Origin of the sequence: Lactobacillus ultunensis DSM 16047, from assembly GCF_001436305.1 — a bacterium.
Lineage (GTDB): Bacteria > Bacillota > Bacilli > Lactobacillales > Lactobacillaceae > Lactobacillus > Lactobacillus ultunensis.
In genome coordinates this window covers 17,888-43,004 of record NZ_AZFO01000018.1, presented here as the reverse complement: position 1 = coordinate 43,004, position 25,117 = coordinate 17,888, and the positions used below count along the sequence as shown (strand labels likewise).

Annotated in this window: 27 protein-coding genes, 2 tRNA genes and 1 other annotated feature; of the genes, 21 read left to right on the top strand and 8 right to left on the bottom strand. The window is 36.6% G+C overall.

All coding sequences use genetic code 11. The features are described 5' to 3' along the window. The first annotated feature begins 131 nt into the window (after nt 1–131). The 6 genes from FC57_RS06425 (at nt 132) to FC57_RS06400 (ending at nt 6,791) form a co-directional block, all read left to right on the top strand. Entirely contained in the window at nt 132–881 is a 750-nt protein-coding gene (locus tag FC57_RS06425; RefSeq protein WP_007125941.1) for a hypothetical protein, read from the top strand. A gap of 106 nt (nt 882–987) precedes the next feature. Beyond that, nucleotides 988–2,340, top strand: coding sequence for an amino acid permease (locus tag FC57_RS06420; RefSeq protein WP_040529517.1), 1,353 nt, complete (start codon nt 988–990; stop codon nt 2,338–2,340). 26 nt (nt 2,341–2,366) lie between these two features. Beyond that, nucleotides 2,367–3,746, top strand: a complete 1,380-nt coding sequence (locus FC57_RS06415; protein WP_007125943.1) for an amino acid permease — start codon at nt 2,367–2,369, stop codon at nt 3,744–3,746. Nucleotides 3,747–3,848: 102 nt separating this feature from the next. Continuing rightward, complete coding sequence (locus FC57_RS06410) at nt 3,849–4,577, top strand: gamma-glutamyl-gamma-aminobutyrate hydrolase family protein (protein ID WP_007125944.1); 729 nt, start codon at nt 3,849–3,851, stop codon at nt 4,575–4,577. Between the two features lie 13 nt (nt 4,578–4,590). Further along, nucleotides 4,591–5,985, top strand: coding sequence for an APC family permease (locus FC57_RS06405; RefSeq protein WP_040529519.1), 1,395 nt, complete (start codon nt 4,591–4,593; stop codon nt 5,983–5,985). 128 nt (nt 5,986–6,113) lie between these two features. After that, on the top strand, nt 6,114–6,791 hold the full coding sequence (locus FC57_RS06400; RefSeq protein ID WP_040529631.1) for a hypothetical protein: 678 nt from the start codon (nt 6,114–6,116) through the stop codon (nt 6,789–6,791). Between the two features lie 38 nt (nt 6,792–6,829). On the opposite strand, the gene FC57_RS06395 is transcribed toward FC57_RS06400, so the two are convergent. Together FC57_RS06395 and asnA are read right to left on the bottom strand one after the other, a co-directional pair. Beyond that, entirely contained in the window at nt 6,830–7,141 is a 312-nt protein-coding gene (locus FC57_RS06395) for a type II toxin-antitoxin system RelE/ParE family toxin (RefSeq protein ID WP_007125947.1), read from the bottom strand. 359 nt (nt 7,142–7,500) lie between these two features. Continuing rightward, nucleotides 7,501–8,514 (bottom strand): aspartate--ammonia ligase, encoded by a 1,014-nt coding sequence (gene asnA, locus FC57_RS06390; RefSeq protein ID WP_007125948.1) that lies wholly within the window; start codon nt 8,512–8,514, stop codon nt 7,501–7,503. Between the two features lie 66 nt (nt 8,515–8,580). Continuing rightward, nucleotides 8,581–8,825, bottom strand: a binding site (T-box leader). Between the two features lie 125 nt (nt 8,826–8,950). Here asnA and FC57_RS06385 point away from each other — a divergent pair. Next, a complete protein-coding gene (locus tag FC57_RS06385) occupies nt 8,951–10,009 on the top strand; it encodes a DUF871 domain-containing protein (protein ID WP_007125949.1) in 1,059 nt (352 codons plus the stop codon). Nucleotides 10,010–10,051: 42 nt separating this feature from the next. Here the strand turns inward: FC57_RS06385 and FC57_RS06380 are convergent. The 3 genes from FC57_RS06380 to FC57_RS06370 all read right to left on the bottom strand — a co-directional run bounded on the left by FC57_RS06380 (nt 10,052) and on the right by FC57_RS06370 (nt 11,411). Continuing rightward, a tRNA-Pro gene (locus tag FC57_RS06380) sits at nt 10,052–10,125 on the bottom strand. Between the two features lie 8 nt (nt 10,126–10,133). Then, a tRNA-Arg gene (locus FC57_RS06375) sits at nt 10,134–10,207 on the bottom strand. 211 nt (nt 10,208–10,418) lie between these two features. Beyond that, nucleotides 10,419–11,411 (bottom strand): GMP reductase, encoded by a 993-nt coding sequence (locus FC57_RS06370; protein WP_007125950.1) that lies wholly within the window; start codon nt 11,409–11,411, stop codon nt 10,419–10,421. Nucleotides 11,412–11,608: 197 nt separating this feature from the next. On the opposite strand from FC57_RS06370, the gene FC57_RS06365 reads away from it, so the two are divergent. The 4 genes from FC57_RS06365 (at nt 11,609) to FC57_RS06350 (ending at nt 15,220) form a co-directional block, all read left to right on the top strand. Further along, nucleotides 11,609–12,898 carry an adenylosuccinate synthase gene (locus tag FC57_RS06365; RefSeq protein WP_007125951.1) on the top strand — a complete coding sequence of 430 codons (1,290 nt, stop codon included), beginning with the start codon at nt 11,609–11,611 and terminating at the stop codon, nt 12,896–12,898. A 3-nt stretch (nt 12,899–12,901) separates the two neighbouring features. Continuing rightward, nucleotides 12,902–14,197 carry an adenylosuccinate lyase gene (gene purB, locus FC57_RS06360; RefSeq protein WP_007125952.1) on the top strand — a complete coding sequence of 432 codons (1,296 nt, stop codon included), beginning with the start codon at nt 12,902–12,904 and terminating at the stop codon, nt 14,195–14,197. An 82-nt stretch (nt 14,198–14,279) separates the two neighbouring features. Further along, complete coding sequence (locus FC57_RS06355) at nt 14,280–14,639, top strand: hypothetical protein (RefSeq protein WP_007125953.1); 360 nt, start codon at nt 14,280–14,282, stop codon at nt 14,637–14,639. 95 nt (nt 14,640–14,734) lie between these two features. Then, nucleotides 14,735–15,220 (top strand): hypothetical protein, encoded by a 486-nt coding sequence (locus FC57_RS06350; RefSeq protein WP_007125954.1) that lies wholly within the window; start codon nt 14,735–14,737, stop codon nt 15,218–15,220. A 31-nt stretch (nt 15,221–15,251) separates the two neighbouring features. On the opposite strand, the gene FC57_RS06345 is transcribed toward FC57_RS06350, so the two are convergent. After that, nucleotides 15,252–16,283: a YdcF family protein gene (locus tag FC57_RS06345; protein ID WP_040529521.1), complete on the bottom strand. Its 1,032-nt coding sequence runs from the start codon at nt 16,281–16,283 to the stop codon at nt 15,252–15,254. Nucleotides 16,284–16,483: 200 nt separating this feature from the next. On the opposite strand from FC57_RS06345, the gene FC57_RS06340 reads away from it, so the two are divergent. The 6 genes from FC57_RS06340 (at nt 16,484) to FC57_RS06315 (ending at nt 21,368) form a co-directional block, all read left to right on the top strand. Next, complete coding sequence (locus FC57_RS06340; RefSeq protein ID WP_007125956.1) at nt 16,484–17,116, top strand: hypothetical protein; 633 nt, start codon at nt 16,484–16,486, stop codon at nt 17,114–17,116. 12 nt (nt 17,117–17,128) lie between these two features. Beyond that, entirely contained in the window at nt 17,129–17,773 is a 645-nt protein-coding gene (locus tag FC57_RS06335) for a hypothetical protein (RefSeq protein ID WP_007125957.1), read from the top strand. A gap of 33 nt (nt 17,774–17,806) precedes the next feature. Next, nucleotides 17,807–18,742 carry a DMT family transporter gene (locus FC57_RS06330; protein ID WP_007125958.1) on the top strand — a complete coding sequence of 312 codons (936 nt, stop codon included), beginning with the start codon at nt 17,807–17,809 and terminating at the stop codon, nt 18,740–18,742. Nucleotides 18,743–18,821: 79 nt separating this feature from the next. Then, the gene (locus tag FC57_RS06325; RefSeq protein WP_007125959.1) at nt 18,822–19,742 is read left to right on the top strand and encodes a DMT family transporter; all 921 of its coding nucleotides are present in this window, start codon (nt 18,822–18,824) and stop codon (nt 19,740–19,742) included. 73 nt (nt 19,743–19,815) lie between these two features. After that, a complete protein-coding gene (locus FC57_RS06320; protein ID WP_007125960.1) occupies nt 19,816–20,742 on the top strand; it encodes an EamA family transporter in 927 nt (308 codons plus the stop codon). Nucleotides 20,743–20,882: 140 nt separating this feature from the next. Beyond that, the gene (locus FC57_RS06315; RefSeq protein ID WP_007125961.1) at nt 20,883–21,368 is read left to right on the top strand and encodes a C40 family peptidase; all 486 of its coding nucleotides are present in this window, start codon (nt 20,883–20,885) and stop codon (nt 21,366–21,368) included. 51 nt (nt 21,369–21,419) lie between these two features. Here FC57_RS06315 and FC57_RS06310 read toward each other — a convergent pair whose 3' ends face one another. Further along, on the bottom strand, nt 21,420–22,106 hold the full coding sequence (locus FC57_RS06310) for a type 1 glutamine amidotransferase (RefSeq protein WP_007125962.1): 687 nt from the start codon (nt 22,104–22,106) through the stop codon (nt 21,420–21,422). Nucleotides 22,107–22,246: 140 nt separating this feature from the next. On the opposite strand from FC57_RS06310, the gene FC57_RS06305 reads away from it, so the two are divergent. From FC57_RS06305 to FC57_RS06290, 4 genes are all read left to right on the top strand, one after another. Beyond that, entirely contained in the window at nt 22,247–22,507 is a 261-nt protein-coding gene (locus tag FC57_RS06305; RefSeq protein ID WP_007125963.1) for a helix-turn-helix transcriptional regulator, read from the top strand. Next, a complete protein-coding gene (locus FC57_RS06300) occupies nt 22,491–22,949 on the top strand; it encodes a hypothetical protein (RefSeq protein WP_052536205.1) in 459 nt (152 codons plus the stop codon). The genes FC57_RS06305 and FC57_RS06300 overlap by 17 nt, the downstream gene beginning before the upstream one ends. Before the next feature lie 330 nt (nt 22,950–23,279). Further along, nucleotides 23,280–23,843, top strand: coding sequence for an Rgg family transcriptional regulator (locus tag FC57_RS06295; protein WP_187364792.1), 564 nt, complete (start codon nt 23,280–23,282; stop codon nt 23,841–23,843). 103 nt (nt 23,844–23,946) lie between these two features. Then, complete coding sequence (locus FC57_RS06290; protein WP_007125966.1) at nt 23,947–24,231, top strand: hypothetical protein; 285 nt, start codon at nt 23,947–23,949, stop codon at nt 24,229–24,231. Nucleotides 24,232–24,284: 53 nt separating this feature from the next. Here FC57_RS06290 and thiD read toward each other — a convergent pair whose 3' ends face one another. After that, nucleotides 24,285–25,100 (bottom strand): bifunctional hydroxymethylpyrimidine kinase/phosphomethylpyrimidine kinase, encoded by an 816-nt coding sequence (gene thiD / locus FC57_RS06285; protein ID WP_007125967.1) that lies wholly within the window; start codon nt 25,098–25,100, stop codon nt 24,285–24,287. Nucleotides 25,101–25,117 lie beyond the last annotated feature (17 nt).

Here is a 25,117-nt window from a genome sequence, read left to right as displayed (position 1 = left end):
CGATTTAACTAGCACCACGCGTAATGAAAATATATTAAAAAGGATATTCTCTCGGGAATATCCTTTTTTTGCGTCCATATCGATCTTTTGTATAATAAAACTAATATGATTCAATTGAAGAGATAGGAATTATGAATAGGAAAAAATTAGATTTAATCATCAAAATAATTTTAACCATTTTGGCTTTAGCTTCAGCTGTTTTAACGTTTGCAGTTCAATGGCCTGGAAAGGAAACAGTAATAGTAGCCATTTATGGGGTACTTTACTTGATCACTGCTTTAACAGTCTGGTTTGAAAATAAGCGTGGTTGGATTCGAGTCATAATGATTGCCTCAATGGTAATTACAATTATTTTTACCATTGCTCAAGCTGTTACAGGAATTCCACTTGGAATTTATATGGGTGAAGGAATAGTTCATTCATTAATCATTGTTTTGCTAGCTTCACCAGGGATTCTAGGCTTGATTTACTTTAATTTGGGTGCGCAACACAATAATCTAGACTTGTTGTTAATTTTTATGCGGATAATACTAAATTTCGAAATTGGAATTATTGCATTTTTACTCATTGTCATGCTCGAAGTTAGTGGAGCATTAATTTGGTCTTTCCCTGAATGGGGTCAATACCTATTTGTTTATGGTATTTTGTTCCTAGTTATTCTCGATATGATCTATGCAATAATTAATTGGTTCAATTTTTATCATGGTCGAGTAACTTGGATTACTACTGGTTTAGTAATTATTGAAGTTCTTGCATGTACTCCATTGTTTGGGGTAATTACTTTCACTACTATTGTGTTTGTTTTAATTATTATTGCTATTTTAATTTGTACAGCTTACTTAAATAATCGTATTAAAAATAAAAAGTTATTGCACAAATAGTAAGTAGGTCTTATAATTCAAAACAAAAAGAGAAAATTTTGATGGAGCGACTGTTTCATTTCGAAATGGTCGCTCCTTTTTCTACTTATGGAAGGTGAGAGTAGCTATGGATAAGAAAACAAAGTTAAAACGTGGACTAAAAAGTCGTCATGTAACCATGATTGCAATTGGAGGAGCTATAGGTACAGGCTTATTTTTAGGCTCAGGTTCAGCTATTCATAGCGCAGGCCCTTCAATTATTCTGTCATACTTGATTGTGGGGGTAATTACCTTCTTTATGATGCGGGCATTGGGTGAATTAATTTTGGTTGATCCAGATAGCCATTCATTTTTAGAAGCGATCAAAAAGTATTTAGGTAAACGTGCAGAATTTGTAGCAGGATGGACTTACTGGGCTTGCTGGCTTAGTTTGGCCATGGCAGATTTAACTGCAACAGGAATCTATTTACGTTATTGGTTCCCTTGGCTTCCTCAATGGGTAGGTCCGCTCGCAATCGTAATTTTATTAATGTTCATTAATATGGTGAATGTGGGCTTGTTTGGTGAACTAGAAAGCTGGTTTTCTTTAATTAAGGTCCTAGCGATTGTAGCATTAATCATTACGGGAATTGTGATGATCTTATTGCAGACTTCAGTTAAAGGCGGCAATGTATCATTAGTTAATTTAGTTAATCATGGTGGCTTTTTCCCAACGGGGACATGGGGATTCCTACTATCTTTCCAAATGGTAGTTTTTGCCTTTGTTGGGGTAGAAATTGTAGGGCAAACTGCGAGTGAAACTGCTAATCCACATCAGGATATTCCTAAAGCAATTAATACGTTGCCTGTAAGAATTGGTCTCTTTTATGTTGGCTCAATGTTGGTAATTATGTCAGTTTATCCTTGGAATCAAATTAAAACGACTTCAAGTCCATTTGTTCAAGTCTTTACTGGAATTGGCGTAACCGCTGCAGCAGGGATCCTAAATTTTGTGGTTTTAACTGCTGCCTTATCAGCAACTAACAGTGCGATCTTTTCAACGAGTCGGTCGCTTTATTCATTAGCATGTAATGGGCATGCACCTAAATCACTTAGAAAACTTACCAAAAAAGCGATTCCTAAGCGAGCTTTGATGGCTTCATCATTGATTTTGTTTGTAGTGGTAATATTAAATTATATTATGCCAGCCAGAATTTTTGATGTAGTTTCAACTGTTTCGACAATCTGTTTCGTAATTGTGTGGCTGTTTATAATGTTTGCTCACGTCGTTTATAGAAGCAAGAACAAGGACAACTTAGGCGAGTTCAAAATGCCGGGCTATCCATTAACTAGTTGGTTGACAATCGCATTTTATGTTGCAGTATTAATTTTATTATTCTTTGTGAAAGCAACACAGTTGGCATTAATTATTTCGATTATATTTGTTGCAATTTTAGCAATTAGCTATAATTTTGTACATAAAAGAGAAAGTATTTCCTAGGAAATACTAAAGAAGGGGAGTTTTATATGGCAAAAAAGGCACCTGAATTAAAACGATCAATGACTGCCGGTCAGATGGAAATGATCTCGTTAGGAGGAGCCATCGGTGTCGGTTTATTCATGGGTGCTAGTTCCACAATTAAGTGGACAGGCCCATCAGTATTATTGGCTTATATTTTTGTTGGCGTTATTTTGTACATTGTTATGCGTGCTTTAGGGGAAATGTTGTATGTTGATCCGGGTACTGGATCATTTGCGGATTATGCGGCAGATCATGTGCATCCCATCGCTGGATATTTAGCAGAATGGGCCAACGTTTTTCAATATATCGTTGTTGGTATCTCTGAAGTTGTAGCCACTACGGAGTACCTACGTTTCTGGTGGAAAGGAACATCAGACTGGATTGCCGGAATAATTATTATTCTGTTTTTACTGATCGCTAACTTGGCTAGCGCACGTGCATATGCAACGTTGGAATTCTGGTTTGCGATGATCAAAGTGGTTACGATCATCTTAATGATTTTATTGGGACTTAGCGTAATCCTATTTGGTTTTGGCAATGGCGGTCATCCAGTTGGTTTTTCTAATCTATGGAGTCACGGTGGTTTCTTTACCGGTGGTATAAAAGGTTTCTTTTTCTCAATGGCAATTATTGTTGGTTCTTATGAGGGAATCGAGTTAATTGGAATTTCTGCTGGTGAAGTTTCTAATCCACATAAAGCGATTGTCAAAAGCGTGAAGTCAGTGTTATGGCGAATTTTGATTTTCTATGTTGGTGCTATCTTTGTCATTGTGACGATTTATCCATGGAATAAGTTGGATAGCATGGGATCACCATTTGTTACTACTTTTGCCAAGGTGGGAATCACTGCAGCTGCTTCCGTGATTAACTTTGTTGTTTTAACAGCAGCATTATCTGGAGCAAATTCTGGAATTTATTCATCTAGTAGAATGCTCTATAAACTAGCACATGAGGGTGAAGCCCCTAAGACATTTGGCTATGTTTCAAAGCGAATCGTACCAAGTCATGCGATCATAGGAATTACTAGTGGAATCTTTATTGGCTTTATGCTTAATGTGTTAGCCCAGTTTTTGAATAAATCTTTGGCAAATGTTTTCGTTATCGTGTATAGTTCGTCTGTTTTGCCAGGGATGGTGGCCTGGTTCGTAATTTTGCTAGCTGAATTGCGTTTTAGAAGAAAGAACCCAGAATTGATGAAGGAGCATCCGTTTAAATTGCCGCTTTATCCATACTCAAACTATTTTGCATTAGTTATGCTGGTAGTGATTGTGGTGTTTATGTTTATTAATCCAGAGACGCAGATTTCAGTTACAGTTGGTGCAGCTGTGTTAATTATTGCAGCACTGGTTTATGTAATTAAACATCGCGGGGATGTTAAGGAATAAATGAAAGTTATGGGTACAATTAATAAATTTAATTGTACTTTTTTATTAATTTATTTATAATGTAAACTACATACTAAAAGTAAGTAGGGGAGGAGTGCAAGTATGAACAAACCAATCATTGGAATTTCAGGTTCAGTACTTATTGACGATGGAGGTATTTTTCCAGGATATCATCGTAGCTACGTAAATGAAGATTATGTTGATTCAGTGGTCCAAAACGGTGGTGTACCATACATTATTCCCTTTAATGAGAATGATGATGTAGTTAGAGAACAACTGAATAATGTTCAAGGACTAATCCTTTCAGGTGGACATGATGTTGATCCTCATAATTATGGTGAAGAACCTCTTCAAAAAATAGGAGCTACTTGGCCTGCACGTGATCATTTTGATATGCTTTTGCTTAAATTAGCTGAGGAAAATGGCATCCCGGTATTGGGCATCTGTCGTGGCGCGCAAATTATCAATGTTGCTCATGGCGGAACATTATATCAAGATCTTTCTTACCGTAAGGAATTAACATTAAAGCATATGCAAGGTCATACTTCAGACTTGCCAACTCACGGAATGAAAGTTAAACCTAATAGCAAACTAGCAAAAATTTTAGGCAAAACCGAATTTCAAGTTAATTCTTTCCACCATCAATTGATTAAAGATGTTGCTCCAGATTTGATTGCTTCTGCTGTGGCCCCAGATGGTGTGGTTGAAGGATTAGAAAATAAAAAGGGCAATGTAATTGCGGTTCAATGGCATCCAGAAATGCTGCACCGTAATTCGCATGTCCAGTTTATGAATAACTTATTTAAATTTGTAATTGAAAATGCAAAATAAGAGGGATGCAAAATTGAGTGAGAAAACAGGAGATAAATTAGGCTTCTGGTCAATTGTGCTGTTAGCCATTAACGCTATCATTGGTTCAGGAATTTTCTTAACACCAGGTAGTGTGGTTCAACAAGCTGGTTCCAAGGCCTTAATCGTTTACTTTATTGCAGCGATTTTTGCGGCAATCCTGGCAATTTCTTTTGCGGCCGCATCAAAGTATGTAACGAAGTCAGGTGCCGCTTATGCTTATTCCAAAGCAGCCTTTGGCAAAAAAGTCGGCTTTTATATGGGCGTGTTACGGTACTTTTCAGCCAGCGTTGCATGGGGCGTTATGGCGGTCGGAGTTATCAAGTCCATGATTTCAATTTTTGGTGGTGACCCTAACAAAACTCTAAACGTAACGGTTGGCTTCTTAGTCTTAATGGCGATTATTACGATCATTAATTTGTTTGGTCAACGAGTATTAAAATGGGTCATGAATTTAGCTACGATTGGCAAACTAGCTGCTTTAGTTTTAATTATCGTTGCCGGTGTTGTGTTGTTGATTGCAACGGGTGCTTCAAGCAATTTAAGTGAAGTTGATCAGATTACGCAAGGTGGACAAAAAATTGTGCCTACTTTGACCACTACTACATTCGTTATGGCAATTGTCTCGGCGTTTTATGCTTTTACTGGTTTTGAGTCAGTAGCTTCAGGTTCAGAGGATATGAAGGATCCTGAGAAAAACTTGCCCCGTGCGATTCCTTTGGCAATTTTAGTAATTGCTATTGTATATATTGGCGTTGTAGCGGTCGCAATGGTGCTTAATCCTAAGGCATTAATGACGACTAAACAGGTTGTTGCTATTGCAGCTATTTTTGATAATAAAATCTTACGTGATGTGATCTTGGTTGGTGCATTAGTATCCATGTTTGGCATCAATGTAGCTTCTAGTTTCAACGCTCCTCGTATCTTGGAAGCAATGGCACGTGAAGGACAGATGTCAAAGGCACTTACTAAGAGAACGAAGAATAATTTTCCAATTAGAACCTTCTTTATCTCAGTAGCTCTAGCAATTTTAATTCCGATGGCCTTTGAATATAACATGGTCAACCTGATTACTTTGAGTGCGATGGTTCGCTTCTTAGGCTTTATCGTGGTTCCTCTAGCAGTTATCCAATTCTATCGTGACAAGGCTAAAGAAAATGTATTAAAGGCTGACAAGAATGTCGTTACGGATGTCGTTGTGCCAATTTTATCAATAGTGATTGTAGTGTTCTTACTAATTGAATATAACTGGCAGGCACAATTTGGCGTGGCTAATGCGGCAGGTAAAATTGTTGGTGTTAACTGGTACGCTATTGTGATGATGATCTTCGGCTTTGTAATTTTGCCATTGATTATGGCTTGGATTTCTAAAGGTGAACGGAAAAATTAGATAGTAATAAAGCATCCCTTGAGACAATGAGTTTTGTAGGGGTGCTTTTTTATAAGAAATATATTAAAAAATATTAAAATTTTAATATCCCGCGAGTAATATAAATGAAAATGAACGGGAGTGAGAAAATGGCTAGAAAAAATATGCAGTTGAATCTTAAAACTCAAAGATTTATTCGCTCTCGTAAAATTGGCTTGGTGCTCCCTTGGTTGGGTATTTTAGGGATGCTCATTCTGGTGTTCTCACTTATCATGCACGGCTTCCTCGTCTTTTTTATAGAGATTGGCTTTATTGCCAACTTTTATTACTTCATCGATGGCTATAACTGGTTAGCTGACCGGATTAGTTTTAATCCTCGTGAACAAATAGTTACTCATGAACGAGATAATCTAAATCGTTTGTTGATGTGGTTTTTTATTATTTTGGCTGGTGTTACGACTGGCGTACAAAGTTGGGTATTAGTCAGGTTTGGATTTTTAAAATTTCTGACAAATTTATCATTCATTAGTTTTTGTTACTTAAGTAGCAGAGTAGTGGAAAACTGTATGGTGCTCCTTCGGGTTCAATTACGCAATTGGTCCCATTTTTATATCGTGGTGGGTATCAGTACAGTTGTTTTACCAAGTCTGAGTCTTTTCTTTTTGTGTTGGAATTTAATTGCTTACTTTATTTTCTTAGGCATACTCTACTTGATTTATGTTTTCACTTATTACGCTTTAATTGAGGTTTATCAGCATGTTGAAAGTGACCTAGGTGGGCACAAGTATTTTATTGATTTACCTGATCATCGATTTGACAAAAAATGAAGCATCCTTTGAAACAATGAGTTTCGTAGGGATGCTTTTTAAAAATCCACTTTCATTTGTTTATTATTAAAAAAACTACCAATTAAAACTTTCTTTTCTTTTTCATTCACTCTGTAAAAGATAGCATATTTCTTACCAATAGTAATTCGGTAAGTGGGAGTAGAAAAATGATAAATTGAGCTGACATCTTGATACATGGGAGGAAATTCATGTAAAAGAGAAATACTTTTGGATACCAATGAAGTGTATCTCTGAATATAAGCATCTGGTAACTGCAATTCATCTTGCCAATAAGTGATAGTTTGAGTAAATGAATTCACGAAGTTCTTACTGTATTGTATTTGATACATTATTTACCCCAACCATATTTTCCAAACTTTGCTTTCATTTCCTTTTCATCGAACCAGTCACCATGCTTAAAATCTTCAAAACTTTGTTCAATAAGATCACGATCATGCTTTATGTCTGTAGAATTTAAATCAATAATAACTTGATGATGCTGTTTGTCTATTTTATATTCTAATTTAGCGCCTTCTGCAACACCCTAACTTTTTGGAAAGATACTACCAAGAGAATTACCAATTCTTCTAACTTTAAGTTCTTTTTTCATTATGCTTTGTCCTTTCTAATCTTATCTAATGCATTTTTGTTATAACGTGTTATAACTTGCAACTACTAAAAAATCCGAGAAGTTTCTCGGATTTCTAAATTACAGCAAGCGAATATCGTCTGCTTCACATTTTTTAACCATGTCTTTAGGCCAGATACTGGCTTGTACTTCGCCAATATGAGCCTTGCCAAGTAAAAGCATGCAGAGACGTGATTGACCAATCCCGCCACCAATAGTGTATGGCAATTCGCCTTTCAAAAGCATTTGGTGGAATGGCAACTTGGCACGTTCTTCACAGTGGGCTTTCTTCAATTGTTCACGCAAGCTTTCTTCGCTAACACGGATACCCATTGAAGAAATTTCCAATTTGCTTTGAAGAGGTTCATACCAGAAGATTAAGTCACCGTTCAATTGCCAATCATCGTAGTCAGGCGCGCGACCATCATGTGGCTTACCGCTACGCTTTAGTTTGTCACCGATCTTCATAATGAAGACTGCTTTTTCTTCTTTAGCGATCTTGTTTTCACGTTCTTCTGGGGAAAGGTCTGGCCAACGATCTTCTAATTCTTGGGTAGTAATAAATGAAACGTGATCGCCAAGACGGTAGGTAGAACCAGGGTAGCGAGCTGAAACTAGCTTTTCAGTTTCTTTGATTGCTTTAAAAATCTTGTTAACAGTAATTTCCAAAGTATCAGTATTGCGTTCTTCCTTGCGGATGATCTTTTCCCAATCCCATTGATCAACATAGATAGAGTGGAAATTATCAAGGTCTTCGTCACGACGAATAGCGTTCATGTTAGTATAAAGACCTTCGTGCATACCAAAGCCGTATCTCTTAAGAGCTAATCTTTTCCACTTAGCAAGAGAATGAACGACCTCGATAGTGTCATCCTTAGGCATTGCCTTCATATCGAAGGCTACAGGACGTTCAACTCCGTTTAAGTTGTCATTTAACCCAGTGCTCTTTTCAACAAACATTGGAGCAGACATTCTTTGAACGCCTAGAATAGAAGCAAGTTTGTCTTGGAAAGTCTCACGAATGAAGACGATTGCTGCTTCAGTATCGCGAACAGTTAATGTTGGATGATAATCTTTAGGTAAAATAAGTTCCATAGTAATCCTCTTTCTAAAAAATATTTTTTAGTTGAGAGTAAAGAAAAAGCCCTTCGCTCCCTAATTGTCAGGGACGAAAGGCTTTTTTCCGCGGTACCACCCAGATTGTCTAATATAGACCTCCTCATGAAGCACTATCATGCTCCACCGGCGTGGTAACGTACCGGAGACGTCTCAACCTACTATAAGAATTGTTAGTTCGGTGAGCTGCTAAAAGTGTTTTTCAATAATCCAGGGTCTATTAGCTTCACACTGGCACTAATTCACTGAAAAGAATGGAATTATTTACTCGTCTTTTTCATTGCTTTTTAATTTGTTTATATGTATTTAACATTAATTTGAACAAAAAAGCAAGAAAAAATTGTGCTATCATTAATTAGAAAGCGGTTTACCTATAGATATCAAAGAAAGTAAAGGACTTTTTAAGAGGATAAGAATGCTAGGTTTTTCTGTTTATCTCGGACATGAATTAACGTCTGAAGATTACAATTATTTATTAATGATGCGGAATAGTGGGTTTGCGTGTGTGTTTACGCAACTTGATGTTCCTGAGGCTGATAGTGAAACAATTTTAAATAGATTAGGTGATCTGACCAGTTGGTGTCAGAAACTGGATTTAAAAATTATTGCAGATGTATCTGAAACAATCTTGCAGAATTTGGACATTAATGTGAACAGTGTGCAACAGATTAAAAGTCTTAATTTAACCGGAATTCGTGTTGATGACGGCTTTTCTAGCGAAATGATTGCTAAACTGTCAAAAGAAATGCCGGTTGTTTTAAATGCCAGCACGATTACGCAAGATGATATTGATAATCTGAAATACAGTAATGCAAATTTTGAAAAATTAACGGCAGGACATAATTTCTATCCGCGTCCTGAGACTGGATTGGAAGCTCATTGGATGCATGAAAAGAATAAGTGGCTGCATAAATATAATTTAAAGACGGCTGCTTTTATTGCAGGAAATGGCAAATTGCGTGGCCCAATTTTTGCTGGTTTGCCTACCTTGGAAAAACAAAGATATGAAAATCCATTGGCTGCAATTCTAGAATTAAAGAGATATGATTGTGACTATATCTTTGTGGGTGATCCTCAATTAACTAGGGATGCAATTGAAACGATTACTAATTATGAAAAAGAAAATGCCATTACGTTACATTTGGATACAGAGATTCCAGAATTATTTGAAAATGAATGGCATAACCGCCCAGATGTAGCTCGTGATGTAGTTAGATTACGGGAGAGTAGAGAGAAGAGAATTCTTCCTACTGAGCCACAAGATAATATTTATGCTCGCCCCAACGGCAGCGTAACGATTGATAATAATCTGTATCAACGTTATGAAGGTGAGATTGAGATTACCAAACGTGACTTGCCATGTGATCAAAAAGTAAATGTATTAGGGCAAGTAAAGAATTATGATTTAGCCCTGTTAGATTATATTGGTTCTGATACACGGGTAATCTTCAGAAAATCGAATAAACAAGAATAATAAAAAAGAAGCATTTCCTAGGAAATGCTTCTTTTTATACTATCGGGAAAACAGGATTCGAACCTGCGACCCCCTGGTCCCAAACCAGGTGCTCTACCAAACTGAGCCATTTCCCGTTTTTAAGTGCGCCCTGAAGGATTTGAACCTTCAACCTTCTGATTCGTAGTCAGACACTCTATCCAGTTGCGCTAAGGGCGCATCTATCAACTCAATTAGTATAACATAAATACTAATAATGTCCAATTAATTTTTGAAAATAACAAAGAGCAAGAAAAAAGCCTAGCTACTGACTACCCTACAGTAACTAGACCCATATTATTTTATCGAAAAAATCCAATAAAACTATATTATCTAAAAATATTAACAAGAAAATAATTAATTTGCAATATAAATGATTAGAATATGCTTATTATTTGTCACCATCAAAAATATTATCCTTAACGATAACATAGTCTACTAACTTGATGGAGTTAAGGTCGCGACCACCAGCGTAGGAAATTGAAGATTGTAAGTCTTCTTGCATTTCACGCAAAGTATCTTTAATTGAACCACGGTATGGGACTAACATTTGCTTGCCTTCTACGTTTCTGTAAGCACCTTTTTGTACTTCGGAAGCTGAACCCCAATATTGCTTGTAAGTTTTGCCATCAATTTTGATCACATTACCTGGAGATTCTTTGTGCCCAGCCAGCATTGAACCAATCATGACCATCGTAGCACCAAAGCGTACAGACTTAGCAATATCACCGTTATGGCGAATACCACCATCTGCAATTAATGGCTTGGAAGCAACTTTGCTACACATTCTGAGAGCTGCTAATTGCCAACCGCCTGTACCGAAACCAGTTTTAAGCTTAGTAATACATGCACGACCGGGACCAACACCAACTTTAGTTGCGTCCGCACCGGCATTTTCAAGTTCACGGACTGCTTCAGGCGTAGCGATGTTGCCTGCAGTTAAGAATGATTCAGGCAATTTTTCTTTAATATACTTGATCATCTTGATAACGTAAACGGAATGACCATGGGCTACGTCGATGGTGATGTATTCTGGCTTCAAATTTTGTTTAACCAATTCATCAATAAAGTCGTATTCGCTGTCTTTAATACCAACTGAAATTGAAGCGAAGAGACCTTTTTTATGCATCATCTTAATGAAGGGGATGCGTTTTTCTGGTTCAAAGCGGTGCATTACATAATAATAACCATTTTCTGCTAACCAAATGGCTAAATCATCATTAATGACGCTTTCCATATTAGCCGGTACAACTGGTATTTTAAATGTTCGGCTTCCGAACTTTACACTAGTATCAGCGTCACGACGGCTTTTGATGATACCTTTGTTAGGAATAAGTTGAATATCATCATAATCAAAGGCTTCCATACTGAAATAATTACTCAATTTAAAATGCTCCCTTGTAAATTGCTTACCAAACGAGACCTACTATATGGGATAAAAAGCGTTTTGTCAATATAAAAATCGAACTATGAAATAATTTAAAAATAAAATAATTCGGATTTTGCATTGACTATTAAATATTAAATTGCTAGACTAGCTTACGTAATATTTATAGAGATTTTTTATGAGGTGAATTTCAAATGACAGCAGGTGCAGTCGTAGGTAGTCAATGGGGCGATGAAGGTAAAGGTAAGATTACTGACTTTTTGAGTAAAGATGCCGCTATGGCAGTTCGTTCAAATGGTGGTAACAATGCCGGCCATACTATTGATATTAATGGCAAAGAATTCAAGATGCGTTTAATTCCATCTGGTATTTTTGCTGCTTCTAAGGGTGCCGTAATTGGTAACGGTGTGGTTATCAACCCAGAGGTTATGTTTGGTGAACTTGATAACTTGGAAAAGAATGGAATTGATATCAGCAAGTTAAGAATTTCTAACCGTGCTAACATCATCATGCCTTACGACGTTAAGCAAGATGAATATCAAGAAGAAGCTAAGGGTGCTAATAAGATTGGTACTACTAAGAATGGTATTGGACCAACTTACATGGACAAGGCTTCAAGAATTGGTATTCGCGTTTGTGATTTGCTTGAAAAAGATACTTTTGAAGAAAAATTACGTCTTAACTTAAAGTTGAAGAATGAATTATTTACCAAGGTTTATGGTAAGCCAGCTCTTAAGTTTGAAGATATTTTTGAAAAGTACTATGAATATGGTCAAAAGATGAAGAAGTACGTTACTGATACTTCTGTTTTGGTTAATGATGCACTTGACCATAATGAAAAAGTTCTTTTCGAAGGCGCACAAGGTACCATGCTTGATATTGATGAAGGTACTTACCCATACGTAACTTCATCTAATACTATTTCAGGTGGTATCTGCTCAGGTATTGGGATGGGTGCTAACCGTTTGAACACTGTAATCGGTGTCTGCAAAGCTTACACCACTCGTGTTGGTGAAGGTCCATTCCCAACTGAATTAAAGGATGAAGTAGGTGACCGTATTCGTGATACTGCTCATGAATATGGTACTGTTACTGGTCGTCCACGTCGTGTTGGTTGGTTTGACTCAGTTGCTTTACGTCACGCTAAGCGTGTATCAGGCATTAATGGTTTGAGCTTGAACTTGCTCGATGTTTTCTCAGGCTTTGACAAGATTAAGATTGCTACTGCTTACGAACTTGATGGCAAGAAGATTGATTATTACCCAGCAAGTTTGAAGGAACTTTACCGTTGCAAACCTGTTTATGAAGAACTTCCAGCTTGGGATGAAGATATTACTCAAGTTAAGACTTGGGATGCACTTCCAGAGAATGCTAAGAAGTTCTTGAACCGTGTTTCAGAATTGGTTGGTGTGCCATTAGTAACTGTTTCAGTTGGCCCAGACCGTGAACAAACTATTGTATTGAAGAATCCATGGGAAATGTAATCTATGATTGATCGTTATACTCGCCCTGAAATGGGGAAAATTTGGACTGATGAAAATAAGTATGCGGCTTGGTTAGAGGTAGAAATTGCTGCTACCAAAGCTTGGGCTGAAGAAGGCGAAGTCCCTAAAGAAGATGCAGAAAAGATTGCTAAGAATGCTAGTTTTACTGCAGAACGTGTAGCTGAACTCGAACAAGTTACACACCATGATGTGGTCGCATTTACGCGTACAGTCTCTGAAAGCCTTGGCCCTGAAAAGAAGTGGGTTCACTTTGGCTTAACTTCAACTGATGTGGTAGATACAGCCCAAGGACTTTTGCTTAAGCAGGCTGATAACATTATCAGAAAAGATTTGCATGAACTGAAAGAGACCATTGTGGAAAAAGCTAGAAAGTACAAATATACTGTAGAAATGGGTCGTACTCACGGTGTTCAAGCTGAACCAACTACATTTGGATTAAAGCTTGCTCGTTGGTATGCTGAAATTAACCGTGATATTGATCGCTTCGAACACGCTGCTAAAGGCGTTGAATCGGGTAAAATTTCAGGTGCTGTTGGTACTTTTGCTAACGTACCGCCTCAAATCGAAACTAGTGTGATGAAGCAATTAGGCTTAACTCAACAACCAATCACTAGTCAAGTTTTGCCACGGGATTTACATGCTGAATATATAGCTATGTTGGCTTTGATTGCTACAAGCATTGAAAACTGGGCAACTGAAATTCGCGGACTTCAAAGAAGCGAAATTCATGAAGTGGAAGAACATTTCCGTGCTGGACAAAAAGGTTCATCTGCAATGCCTCATAAGCGTAACCCAATTGGTTCAGAAAACTTGTGTGGTATGGCTCGGGTAATGCGTGGTCATATTGTTACAGCATATGAAGATGTGGCATTATGGCATGAACGTGATATTTCTCACTCAAGTGCTGAGCGAATTATTTTGCCAGATACGACTATTGGTATTGACTACATGTTGCATCGCTTTAATCGTATTTTGAGCAATTTGGATGTTTTCCCAGAAACAATGCTTAAGAATATGGGACGTACTTATGGTTTGATCTACTCACAACGTGTTTTGCTTAAGCTGATTGACGAAGCTGGTTTATCACGTGAAAAAGCCTATGATATGGTACAAAAGTTAACTGCTAAGTCATGGAATGAGCAAAAGCAATTTAAGCCTTTAGTAGAAAATAGCGAAATCATGAACTATCTTTCTAAAGAAGATGTCGATGATGCTTTTGATTATCACTATCACTTGCGTTATGTGGATGACATTTTCAAGAAATGTGGCTTAGACTAAATTAAAAAATAAATCGAAGAGCGTTTGGAGAAAATCCAAACGCTTTTTTGGTACAATGAGAACATGTTACGGGGGAAATATCATGAAGAGATTTATTTCATTCATTGTTAGATTAATCATATTACTAGCTGGCATTGCTTTAGCAGGTTTTCTTGTATGGCAATTATTTACTGATGCATCACTGCTCAATGTTGATGTTCAAACTAAAGGACCAGTAATTATTGTTCTTTTCAGTATAATTGCTTTAATTTCTTTAGGTGCAGGCGCTAGCTTTTTTACCGATAAAAACATGGGCTCAACTATCTTTTTAGGAGCATTGTTAGCAGTAATTGCTCTGATTTTATGGATGCAAAATCAAGATTTAGTCGATATCTATCGCTGGTACTTCATTTACGGCTTATTAGTTGCCTTGCTTAGTCCATTTTTTAGAAAAGAAAATTAACTAAAAAATCCTATTTTCAAAAAATTTTACGTATTTTTTGCGTAATAAATAATAGAGGATAAAATCTCTAATTTTTTGAAATGAGGATTTTTTTTATGTTGGAAAATGAGATTACACCAACAATGGTGGATCATTTAACTGCTGGAATTATGAAAAAATACAATGATAGATTGCTTTCAGCAGTCCAAAGAATGTTGCCTGAACTTGATATTCAGGAAGTTCAATCACTTGATGATCAAAATAAAAATGTTTTGAATAAAAAAGCTGTCGTACATGTGATTGCACGAGATAAAGAACGTAATAAATACGGTTTAATTATCCAAGTAGGATCGCAGGAACCAGATGAAAACATTCTGGAGATTGCGAATGGCTATCAAGAAGAAATAATTTTTGGTGGTCTTGGTTGTCCGGAAGAAGAATTTAAGGCCGCGTACGTGATCTTTCTCTGTCGAATTGATCCGTTTGGCAAAGGTAAGTTTCGCTATGATTATTATGGTGGAAAGTATAACAAAATAACGCAGGAAACTACGCCAGCGCCAAATGTCATCTTTCTTAATTTGAATGAAGAAGGTTATATGTAAAAAAGAGATCGGTTTTTCCGATCTCTTTTTACTATAAGCTGAATATTGCAAGCAAGATAATGACGGCTGCTAAAGTGCCAATTATGATCGTTTGCATTTTTTTAGTAATTACTAAGTATGCAATGAATTCACGAACAAAGGCATTTAAGGTAAAATACCATTTTGTTTTAGCACCATAGCCGATGCATTTTAATCCCTGTCTTTTTGCTAAAACTAAAGCTCTATAAACGTGATAGGAGCTAGTAACAATACAAAATTTGCTATCTGGTTTCATCAATGCATGCGAGAAGCGAAGATTTTCATTAGTGGTTCTGGATTTATTTTCAATAATAATGTCGGCTTTAGGTACACCGGCATTCATTGCGTATTCAGCCATTGCTTCAGCTTCAGGGATATCTTCACCTGGGCCTTGACCACCAGACATGATTAATTTGGAACCAGGATTTTTGTGATAGATTTCTATTCCCCGGGAAATTCTAGAAGCAAGAAGTGGAGTAACGGTTTTACCCATAATGCCTGCCCCTAAAACTACTACATAATCAAGATGCTGTACGTGCCAATTAACCAAGTTGATCCAAGAAGTCAGGGTGAACATCATCATAATTGTTATCAAGTAAAGAATAACTAATGTCAAAAAAACATAAGGATAACTAAGCCAATTGCTGCTAGTGAAGCGCCCTATCTGTGGGAAAAAGAAGAGAAAGAAAATAATTGCAATTCCCATCCCTAAAGAAAGATAGTTGGTCCAGCGATTACCTTCTTTGCGAATAATGACGATGCCATCATAGATGAACATGATAATCAAAGTTAGAATGAAGGTAATTGTTCCAACAGCAATAATAATAAAGACAGTTACAAAGAGTGGTAAAATCCAATCTTTATAATGTGGATCAAAGTCAGCGATATTCAGTAATACAGTGGCAATAAAAATAGCCAAAGTAAAAAGTGCTATGACTAGACTGACCCCAGCATGAAGTGATCTACGTTCATGAGTTATAACCCAGAGAAAACGTCCTAGAAATAGTAGAAAGATTAAAAATGTAATAAAAATAGGATTTAGCATTTTCTTCTCCTTTAAATGCATATATCTGAAGATAATTATACCGATTAAAGTACTGAAAATGTATATATTTCGCATAAATATTAACCATAATTGAGGATGTGATTTTGCCTTTTTTATTTTTTAAAAAAGTAATAGACAATTCAAAAAATAGTAATATAATTCTAGTAAATTAGATAATTATTAAAAAGTAGGTGAGAATTATGAATGGACATATAGACGATCACATGAACAAGGGGGAGCTCACTGGTTGGCTTCGTAACCGCAAGTGGGGCAAACAAATTTTAATTGGAGAACTTATCTATGTAGCCATTTTACTGCTTGCGTTGGTATTCTACTTTCCGCTTTTTATGCATTTAATTGTTTTTCAAGGGATAGTAGTTCTAGCATACTTGGTAATAGGTTGGGTCTTTGATAAAAAAGGTGCTACTGTTAAGTTTAAACAACACGATAGTCTTTGGGATACCGTTACCAGCATTAGATTCAATAAACTATTCTTTATCCGGATGTTCGAGATGATCGACTTTTGGGTAGTCCTTGGAGCCGCCATTGTTTTTGCGCGTCAATTGTGGAACGATATTTGGCAAAAACCACTGGATTCTAGTTTAGTTGAAAATGTTACGCTTTATGGTGATTTTCTAGTCATCATTTTATTATTAGCAATTGACGTGATAATTATTGGCGCAAATAAGAAGGCAATGAGGATTAGTGGATTTATTGCGTTAGTTTCTTTGGTAGCAATTATCTTTGTTCAAAACAGCATGTTAATTCCTGCGCTTGTCGGCATTGTAGGTAGCGTTGGAGTTATTGCTTTATCATTGCAGACTAAGCTTTAGGGGGGTAGCATTATGATTAATCCTAATTCCAAAGTCTTTCAAAAAGTTTTTAAAGATAAAAAACGCAATCGCATAATGCTGTTTGCGGAATTGCTTTATGCGGTAATTCTAGCAATTACTGTGATTTATGATATTCCTGTCTTTTGTAGACTTTTGACAATTCAATTTATTGGAGTCCTTGTATTTTTGGCTATTGGCTGGTTTCTTACTTGGCGTGATAAAAAAGCAGGGCGAATTGTTGCTACAAAGAAGGATCATACTTTCTTTCTCAAAACATTCATGGAAGAAACGCCAATTCAGAAGCAAAAGGCTTTCTTTCGTACATTAAGCTTCATAACAGTATGTGTTTCTTTCATTATTTCTGCTATTTCTTGCGAAAAAATCTTTGTTGATTTAGCCAGCAAGATTCAACCTGGTGAAACTGCCATTATGGAAAATATGATGATGTATGCTGATACTTTCTATGTTTTTACTATGGCAGGCATCATGTTAGGACTGTTGTTTGGTAAAAAGCGATTAACTCGTAACGCTAGTGTAGCCTCCGCCTTTTTATCCCTAGTATTGTTTGCCTTTCATCCCGGAGCATGGCTACTCTATCTAATTGGTTTAGTAGTAAGCGGAAGCGGTTATCTTCTTTATAAGTTGAATCAGTTATAACGAATTTGAGTATCTCTTAAGCAATATGTTAGAATGAAACACATTAAACTTAAGGGATGTGAAAATGTGAATCAGCGTTATCGCGGGATTACTTTGGCTGTAGTCGGTGCATGTTTTTGGGGAGCATCAGGTACAGCAGTTGAATTTTTGTTTGCTAACAGCAATGTCGATACTTCATGGCTTGTTGGTCTACGGTTGATTTTTTCGGGCTTACTGTTAATAATTTATGCTTGTTATAAATACTTAGATCAAGTCAAGGCAATGTTCCATGATAAAAAGGCATTAATTATGTTAATTCTTTTTGCCTTTTTAGGAATGGGTAGCTCGCAGCTATCTTACTTTGTGGCTGTGAAATATAGTAATGCTCCAACAGCTACTGTAATTCAGTTTTTAGCGCCAGTCTTCATTATTCTTTATTCATCAATTCGCAGTAAAATGTTGCCACGGCGAATAGATGCTATTTCTATTTTGGTTGCAGTAGGTGTAACCTTTATTTTGGCTACAGGTGGACGCTTTGATCAGCTTGCCTTGTCACCTATGGCTTGTTTATGGGGATTGATTGCTGCACTTTCTGAAGCAATTAATACCGTTATGCCAGGCAATTTGTTTAAAAAATATGGCACAATTCCTGTAGTAGGAGCAGCAATGTTCATTTCAGGGTTAGCCTTTATTCCGATTTATTTTAATGAACCAATGCCTAAGCTTACGTCTATTGATATGTGGATGATTGTCTACATTATTATTGGTGGTACTCTATTAGCTTATACAATGTATCTTTCTAGTGTGCAATATATTGAACCGGCAACTGTGGGGATGCTAGGGGCATTTGAACCATTGATTGCTACGATTCTGTCAGTTACGCTACTTCATGCAGATTTCGGACCAATAGATATGCTTGGTGGTTTACTGATTGTTGTCGCTACATTTATGCAATTAGTGCCTAGTAAAACTGATATCAAAAATGAATAAAAAATTAACGGACTAGCTTGTACTAGTCCGTTTTTGTTATGATGATAATTGCTAGTTTGAAAATAAGGATTAAGAAGAAATGGTTACACAAAAACAACGCCGTCTTTGGGCATTTTTGGCAGCTTTAGCCTGTGTTATGTGGGGTATCTCAGGCTTATTTGCCAAGAGTTTATTCAATATAAGTTCAGATATTACGCCAATGTGGCTATCACAAATTAGAATGGTCACTTCTGGTATTATTTTGCTGATTATAGCTGGTTTTTTGAAGCAAAAGCCAATAGCTACAATGAAAAATAAACATGATGCTTGGGTAATTATTGCCTATGGGGTCTTTGGATTATTACCCGTGCAATTATTTTACTTTATTGTAGTTAAGCAAGCGAATGCATCAATTGCCACAATTTTGCAGTTTGTTGGTCCATTCTTCGTTATGGCGTATTTAGCATTTACGCATAAGCAAGTAATGCGTCGTATTGATGTGATCGCTGCTATTTGTGCTTTTATAGGTGTTGTATTGCTTGCAACGCACGGACATTTCAATCATTTTGCCATTACGCCAAGCGTTTTATTCTGGGGCTTGCTTTCAGCTGTTGGTGTTGCAACTAATACGCTGATTCCAATTGGTGTATTAAAACGTGTATCAAGTTTAGTCGTTACAGGTTGGGGACTTTTGTCTGCTGGAATCTGCTTGATGATTGTCCATCCGCAAATGCCACATATTCCTAATACGCCTCATGTTTGGCTTGACGTTGCAGCGGTAATTATCATTGGAACCTTGATTCCATTCCAGTTGATGACTAATTCATTAAGATTTATCAAGGCTTCAACGGCTAGTTTGCTTGATGCTTTTGAACCATTCTCTGCTACGGTGGGTTCAGTTCTTTGTTTTGGTTTGGTTATGACGCCAATGGATTGGATCGGTTCGATTTTAGTTGTTTTGGCTGCGATGGCTTTGAATATTGCTCCTAAGAAAAAGCCGAAGACAAACGCACATAGATAATTTTTAAGGATACTTATCAAGTATCCTTATTTTTGTGATTTAATAAATTGATGAAAGGGAGAGAGGCGCAATAATGGTTAATCCAAAAGTACGAAGATTATGGACGTTTTTAGCGGCATTAGCTGCGACTATGTGGGGGATTTCAGGACTTTTTGCGAAAGGTTTATTTAATATCAGCGGCAAAATTACTCCCATGTGGTTGACGCAAATTAGATTAATAGTTTCAGGAATAGTTTTACTTATTTTAGCAGCGGTGTTTAAGCAGAAGCCGCTTGCTACATTAAAGAATAAACATGATGCTTTGGTGATTTTAGCATATGGCATTTTCGGTTTGTTGCCGGTTCAATTGTTCTATTTTATGTGTATTCAAGTAGCCAATGCATCAATTGCCACAATCTTACAATTTATTGGCCCATTCTTTGTACTGGGGTATTTAGCTTTCACTCATAAGCAAATTATGCGTAGGCTGGATATTATTGCAGCGATCTGTGCGTTTATTGGCGTATTTTTGTTATCAACACACGGTCAATTTAATCATTTAGCTATTACGCCAGTTGCCTTATTTTGGGGCTTGCTTTCAGCAGTGGGTGAAGCTACTTACACTTTGATTCCAGTTAATATTGTTAAAAGAGTTTCCGCTATGGTTGTAACAGGCTGGGGGATGCTTTTTGCCGGCTTGAGTTTGGTTATTATTCATCCGCAATTTCAAGCTATTCCTAATAAGCCAGCAGTTTGGTTTTATACTGGGGCAGTAATTGTCATTGGGACGATTATTCCGTTTCAAATTATGGCTAATGCACTACGCTATGTTATTCCATCAACAGCTAGCTTACTCGATGCTTTTGAACCATTTTCTGCAACAGTAGGGTCGGTTTTATGCTTTGGTTTGCTAATGATGCCAATGGATTGGGTTGGCTCTGTTTTAGTTGTTGTAGCAGCTATGGCTTTGAATATGACACCCAAGAAAAAGAAGAATAAGATTCACAATCAAAGTAACTAAATTACAAACTTTGTTACATAGCTTAATTTTATAGTAGTATTTTTAAAACAAACCTGTAACATTTCTTCGGTATTATTTAAATCGTTGAGTGATGAAGCACATCATTTGACTCTAGAAGAAATGTTAAGGAGAAAAATAAATTGGAATTTAGACGTAGTTTAGTTAAGTTTGCCGCAGTTTTATCATTATTCTTTACAGGTATTTCATTAATTAATGTACCTGTTCAAAATCAAACTGTGCAAGCAGCAAGTCAAAGCAAAACAGAAAAGCGTGAAGCAATTGTTAAACTTGCTAAGAAGCAAGTTGGCAAGCGTTACGTTTATGGTGCTACTGGCCCATCAGCTTTTGACTGCTCAGGCTTAGCTCAATACGTTTACAAGAAGGCAGCTAACAAGACTTTGCCTAGAACTACTTATGGTCAAGTTACTAAGGGTAAGCGTGTTTCAATGAAACACCTTAAGAAGGGTGACTTATTGTTCTGGGGTTCTGCTTCTTCTCCTTACCACGTTGGTATCTATGTTGGTAATGGTCAATACGTTCATGCCGCAACTCCTAGCCAAGGCGTTAGAAAGCAAGCTTTGAGCGTATACTTCTATCCATCAGCTGCTAAACGCGTTTTAAACTAATTTGAAGATAAACTAAAAGCTCAATCGGAATTAACCGATTGAGCTTATTTTTTATTCTGTAACTTTTTCTTGCTTGTTCATTCGTTCATCGTGTCGCTCAATGATTAGCTTAACAATAGCATTTGCTACGTTAGTGTTCTTGAGCAGTGGACCATGTGAATATGAACCGATGAAGTTGCGGTAACGCAAGCCTTCAACGTGATCTTGAGGGTTATTGCCGTAGCCTTCGATCATGTCGCCAAGGGGATGCAGCTTGTCCTTATTATCAAAGTAAGTTTGACCTGAGTGGTTTTCAAAAGCCTTAACTTCGCCCCATTCGGTCATATAACGCGTATCGCCGATCATTCGCTTATCTGACTTGAAGACAGTGTGCAATGGCAAAATATCCAAACCAGGGATGGTTATGCCTGAATTAGTCTTGTAATAGCTACCCATTAATTGATAGCCACCGCAGATACACAACATTGGGTTGTCATCGTTAATGTATTTTTCAAGTGTTTCTTTATGACGAGGCAAGTCCTTGGCAACTACAGTTTGTTCAAAGTCTTGACCACCACCGAAGAAAACAAAGTCATAGTCAAAGGCGTTGAATTCATCGCCTAATGAAATATTATCAACTTGGGTGTCATAGCCTTCACGTTTTAACAAAAACTTGAGGATCTTAACATCGCCAGAGTCGCCGTAGGTATTCATCAAATCTTCGTAAAGATATGCAATTTTGATTAATTTATCGCTCATTTTATCGTCCCTTATTTACTAGAAATTCATTGGTTTTAGTATAACGTAAAATGGTTGGATTTTGCGAGAAAAGGTTTTGAGACTAAAACTTATCTACTTGCAAAATTTTAAATATCTAATTAAAATATGAAGCATACTACATGAAGCAGACTTCATGTTTTCTGTATAAAGAAGATGATCGTATCAAAAATTTGGTGAAAGAAGAACGTAAAAAGGCTGGTCTGATTCAGCGAGAAGTAGCAGAGAAGGTTGGTGTTACTGAACGGACAATTATTTCAGTGGAAAAGGGCAAATATAAACCGTCGATTGTTTTAGCTTATAAGTTAGCTCAATTATTTGGGACAGATATTGAGATGCTTTTTTGTTTAAAGGAGTATGTTGAAAATGAGCAAAGCGAATAAACGTAAACGAATGAAATACTACCTTGGTGCGGGTATTTTCATTATATTAACATTGTTCCAGTTATTCATATTAGGACAGCACTTGTTGAATGACGCTGGCTGGGGACAGATTTTGAAGGATGTAATTTGGACAGTATTACTATTGTTGGTCACTTTGGGTGACTATGCTATAGCGAAGGATGTAGGAACGCCGGACGATGATGATGAACGTGACAACTACATTGAAATGAAGACGGAACATCAGCTGATGAAAATTACGATGGTGCTACTCTGGGTACTAGGAGCTGTATTCTTAGCTGGGGGAATTATACTTGCCAAAAATAGTGGAGTAAATACTTTAGTATCTGCACTAATATTAGTAGCTATTGTCTTGCTCACCCTTTGGACATTGCTAATAGTGATTGAATTGATTCTGTTTGCAATTAATTATCATCGGGATTAATAGAAAACAAAAAATGAGACGATTTAATCGCCTCGTTTTGATATAATTATGTGCGTACACTGACACCAGTGTACAAGTGTAAATAAGAAGGGCGTGACTACTTTTGGAGACGTTCTTTAATGCGCTTGGCTGGTAGTACATTCCCAGTGTACCAAGATCAAGAGCGCTAAACGTGCAAATGTTGCCAGCCCAATTGATTTTTTAGAAAATAGTGTTTCAGATTATCTTCGGCGAATTACCCGTGAAATTTCTACCGCATATGTGAATGATAAAACAGATGAGCTGTATCAATATGCACAACGATTTCTGAATATAAGTCATAATAATATTATGGATGAAGTAGCTTTTATTCAGGCATGTATTGCTTGTAACGGTTTATTAGATCTAACAGGAATAGATTTAACTAGCAAAAGGGACAAATTTAGACTAAATTCTTATTTTAATAAGGTGCTAAGTGAAAATGAATGTTGGCATTACGAAGATATTTATCTTTTTGGGAATACGCAAAGTATTTTAGATGCAAGAAGAATTTATGAATTAGCCTATTCACTTAATTACTATGCCCAGGGACATTCTACTAGCAATAAAGAATGGACTACTTCAGTTTTAAATACACTAATTAATGCGTTATTTGTACTTATTAAAAAAGACATTGATTTAGCACAAAAATTGGATTCACTTTTAAGCAAAAATTCAGATCAAATATCAGATAGATATTCCTTTGAACGAATCAGATATAATTTTATGCATAGTTTAATCGAGTATGTTTTTACCAAAGATAATACGAAAGTATTAAAGCAATTCAGTTTCTTAAAGTTTGAAAACTTATTGGATTTAGAATCAGGATTTGAGACAGCTTATAATCAAGTTAATGAAATTTATTTTCCAAAATAGCCAAGCAATTAAAAATGCTAATATATTAGCATTTTCATTAGATGAGCTGTAAATCATGGTATTTTAAAATTGAATCATTAATTATTATCAAGGCGTAATGAATATGAATGTTGCTACAATAATTGGAATAATCTTTGTGATAGCCATGCTAGTGTTATCTTTCACACCTGCTTATCGCAAATACAAAATGCTATATATCGAAAAAGTGGGATATTGGGACATTCTGATCCAATTTCTAGTAATTGCTGGTATTAATTTATACATGTACTTAAATTATGGTGCTGGAGCATTATTCTTATTAGTTGTCCCAATTCCATTAGATATTATCTTTTTAGCGACAATGATTTCGTCGTATCTTAGAGTAAGAAAATACAAGCAAGAGCATTAAAAATAAGCATCTAGTTGAAAAAAACTAGATGCTTATTTGCTTGATATGATAATTTATTCTACGTTTTCTTCTTGTGCTGCCAAGTGATTGATTGGACCCCATTTAGAACCAACGTCAATTGGATGTGAAATTGCATCGTAAGTAAAGTCCTTACCAATTTTTACAGCATCTAAAACAGAGTTGCCTTTAGCCAGTTCAGCTGCAATTACCGCAGATAAAGTGTCACCAGTACCATTTACGCGGTCAGTCTTGAAGTATGGTTTTGTAAATTCATGGAATTCACCGTCTTCTGTAAGCAAAATATCGGTTACTTCAGTTTGACTACCATCATGACGACCTTTCATCAGGACATTCTTAGCACCCATATCTTGCAACTTCTTAGCGCCTGCATGAATCTCTTCCTTAGTGTCTAGTTTCATGCCAGTTAATTTTTGTTGCTCATAAAAGTTAGGCGTAATCACATCGGCTAATGGCAATAAGCGGTTTAGGAAGGTTTGATAGGCATCATCATCAAGCAAGGTTGCACCGTGTTTAGTAATGATAACTGGATCAAGCACAATTTTGCCCATGTTGTATTTGGTTAAATTATCTGCCACACAGTCGATGATTTCCTTGTTGGCGAGCATCCCCGTTTTAGTCGCATTAATCTTAAAGTCGTCGTTCAACACATCAAACTGCTTTTGAATAAAATCAAGCGGCATAATCTGCTGCGCAAAAATCCCCTTCGTGTTTCCTGCAACTGCAGCGGTCATTAATCCCATGCCATAAACACCACGAGCATAGAATGAGTGCAAATCTGCTGGCATTCCTGCACTCCCATCACTGTCATTACCTGCAATTGTTACTGCAATTTTTTGATCTTTAAGCATTATGTCAACCCTCTCTT

What these genes read in the sequence shown, in the direction of transcription:
- FC57_RS06425 (WP_007125941.1), top strand. Translation starts at nt 132, where the DNA reads ATGAATAGGAAAAAATTAGATTTAATCATCAAAATAATTTTAACCATT.
- FC57_RS06420 (WP_040529517.1), top strand. Translation starts at nt 988, where the DNA reads ATGGATAAGAAAACAAAGTTAAAACGTGGACTAAAAAGTCGTCATGTA.
- FC57_RS06415 (WP_007125943.1), top strand. Translation starts at nt 2,367, where the DNA reads ATGGCAAAAAAGGCACCTGAATTAAAACGATCAATGACTGCCGGTCAG.
- FC57_RS06410 (WP_007125944.1), top strand. Translation starts at nt 3,849, where the DNA reads ATGAACAAACCAATCATTGGAATTTCAGGTTCAGTACTTATTGACGAT.
- FC57_RS06400 (WP_040529631.1), top strand. Translation starts at nt 6,114, where the DNA reads ATGGCTAGAAAAAATATGCAGTTGAATCTTAAAACTCAAAGATTTATT.
- FC57_RS06395 (WP_007125947.1), bottom strand. Translation starts at nt 7,141, where the DNA reads ATGTATCAAATACAATACAGTAAGAACTTCGTGAATTCATTTACTCAA.
- asnA (WP_007125948.1), bottom strand. Translation starts at nt 8,514, where the DNA reads ATGGAACTTATTTTACCTAAAGATTATCATCCAACATTAACTGTTCGC.
- FC57_RS06385 (WP_007125949.1), top strand. Translation starts at nt 8,951, where the DNA reads ATGCTAGGTTTTTCTGTTTATCTCGGACATGAATTAACGTCTGAAGAT.
- FC57_RS06365 (WP_007125951.1), top strand. Translation starts at nt 11,609, where the DNA reads ATGACAGCAGGTGCAGTCGTAGGTAGTCAATGGGGCGATGAAGGTAAA.
- purB (WP_007125952.1), top strand. Translation starts at nt 12,902, where the DNA reads ATGATTGATCGTTATACTCGCCCTGAAATGGGGAAAATTTGGACTGAT.
- FC57_RS06355 (WP_007125953.1), top strand. Translation starts at nt 14,280, where the DNA reads ATGAAGAGATTTATTTCATTCATTGTTAGATTAATCATATTACTAGCT.
- FC57_RS06350 (WP_007125954.1), top strand. Translation starts at nt 14,735, where the DNA reads ATGTTGGAAAATGAGATTACACCAACAATGGTGGATCATTTAACTGCT.
- FC57_RS06345 (WP_040529521.1), bottom strand. Translation starts at nt 16,283, where the DNA reads ATGCTAAATCCTATTTTTATTACATTTTTAATCTTTCTACTATTTCTA.
- FC57_RS06340 (WP_007125956.1), top strand. Translation starts at nt 16,484, where the DNA reads ATGAATGGACATATAGACGATCACATGAACAAGGGGGAGCTCACTGGT.
- FC57_RS06335 (WP_007125957.1), top strand. Translation starts at nt 17,129, where the DNA reads ATGATTAATCCTAATTCCAAAGTCTTTCAAAAAGTTTTTAAAGATAAA.
- FC57_RS06330 (WP_007125958.1), top strand. Translation starts at nt 17,807, where the DNA reads ATGAAACACATTAAACTTAAGGGATGTGAAAATGTGAATCAGCGTTAT.
- FC57_RS06325 (WP_007125959.1), top strand. Translation starts at nt 18,822, where the DNA reads ATGGTTACACAAAAACAACGCCGTCTTTGGGCATTTTTGGCAGCTTTA.
- FC57_RS06320 (WP_007125960.1), top strand. Translation starts at nt 19,816, where the DNA reads ATGGTTAATCCAAAAGTACGAAGATTATGGACGTTTTTAGCGGCATTA.
- FC57_RS06310 (WP_007125962.1), bottom strand. Translation starts at nt 22,106, where the DNA reads ATGAGCGATAAATTAATCAAAATTGCATATCTTTACGAAGATTTGATG.
- FC57_RS06305 (WP_007125963.1), top strand. Translation starts at nt 22,247, where the DNA reads ATGAAGCAGACTTCATGTTTTCTGTATAAAGAAGATGATCGTATCAAA.
- FC57_RS06300 (WP_052536205.1), top strand. Translation starts at nt 22,491, where the DNA reads ATGAGCAAAGCGAATAAACGTAAACGAATGAAATACTACCTTGGTGCG.
- FC57_RS06295 (WP_187364792.1), top strand. Translation starts at nt 23,280, where the DNA reads ATGGATGAAGTAGCTTTTATTCAGGCATGTATTGCTTGTAACGGTTTA.
- FC57_RS06290 (WP_007125966.1), top strand. Translation starts at nt 23,947, where the DNA reads ATGAATGTTGCTACAATAATTGGAATAATCTTTGTGATAGCCATGCTA.
- thiD (WP_007125967.1), bottom strand. Translation starts at nt 25,100, where the DNA reads ATGCTTAAAGATCAAAAAATTGCAGTAACAATTGCAGGTAATGACAGT.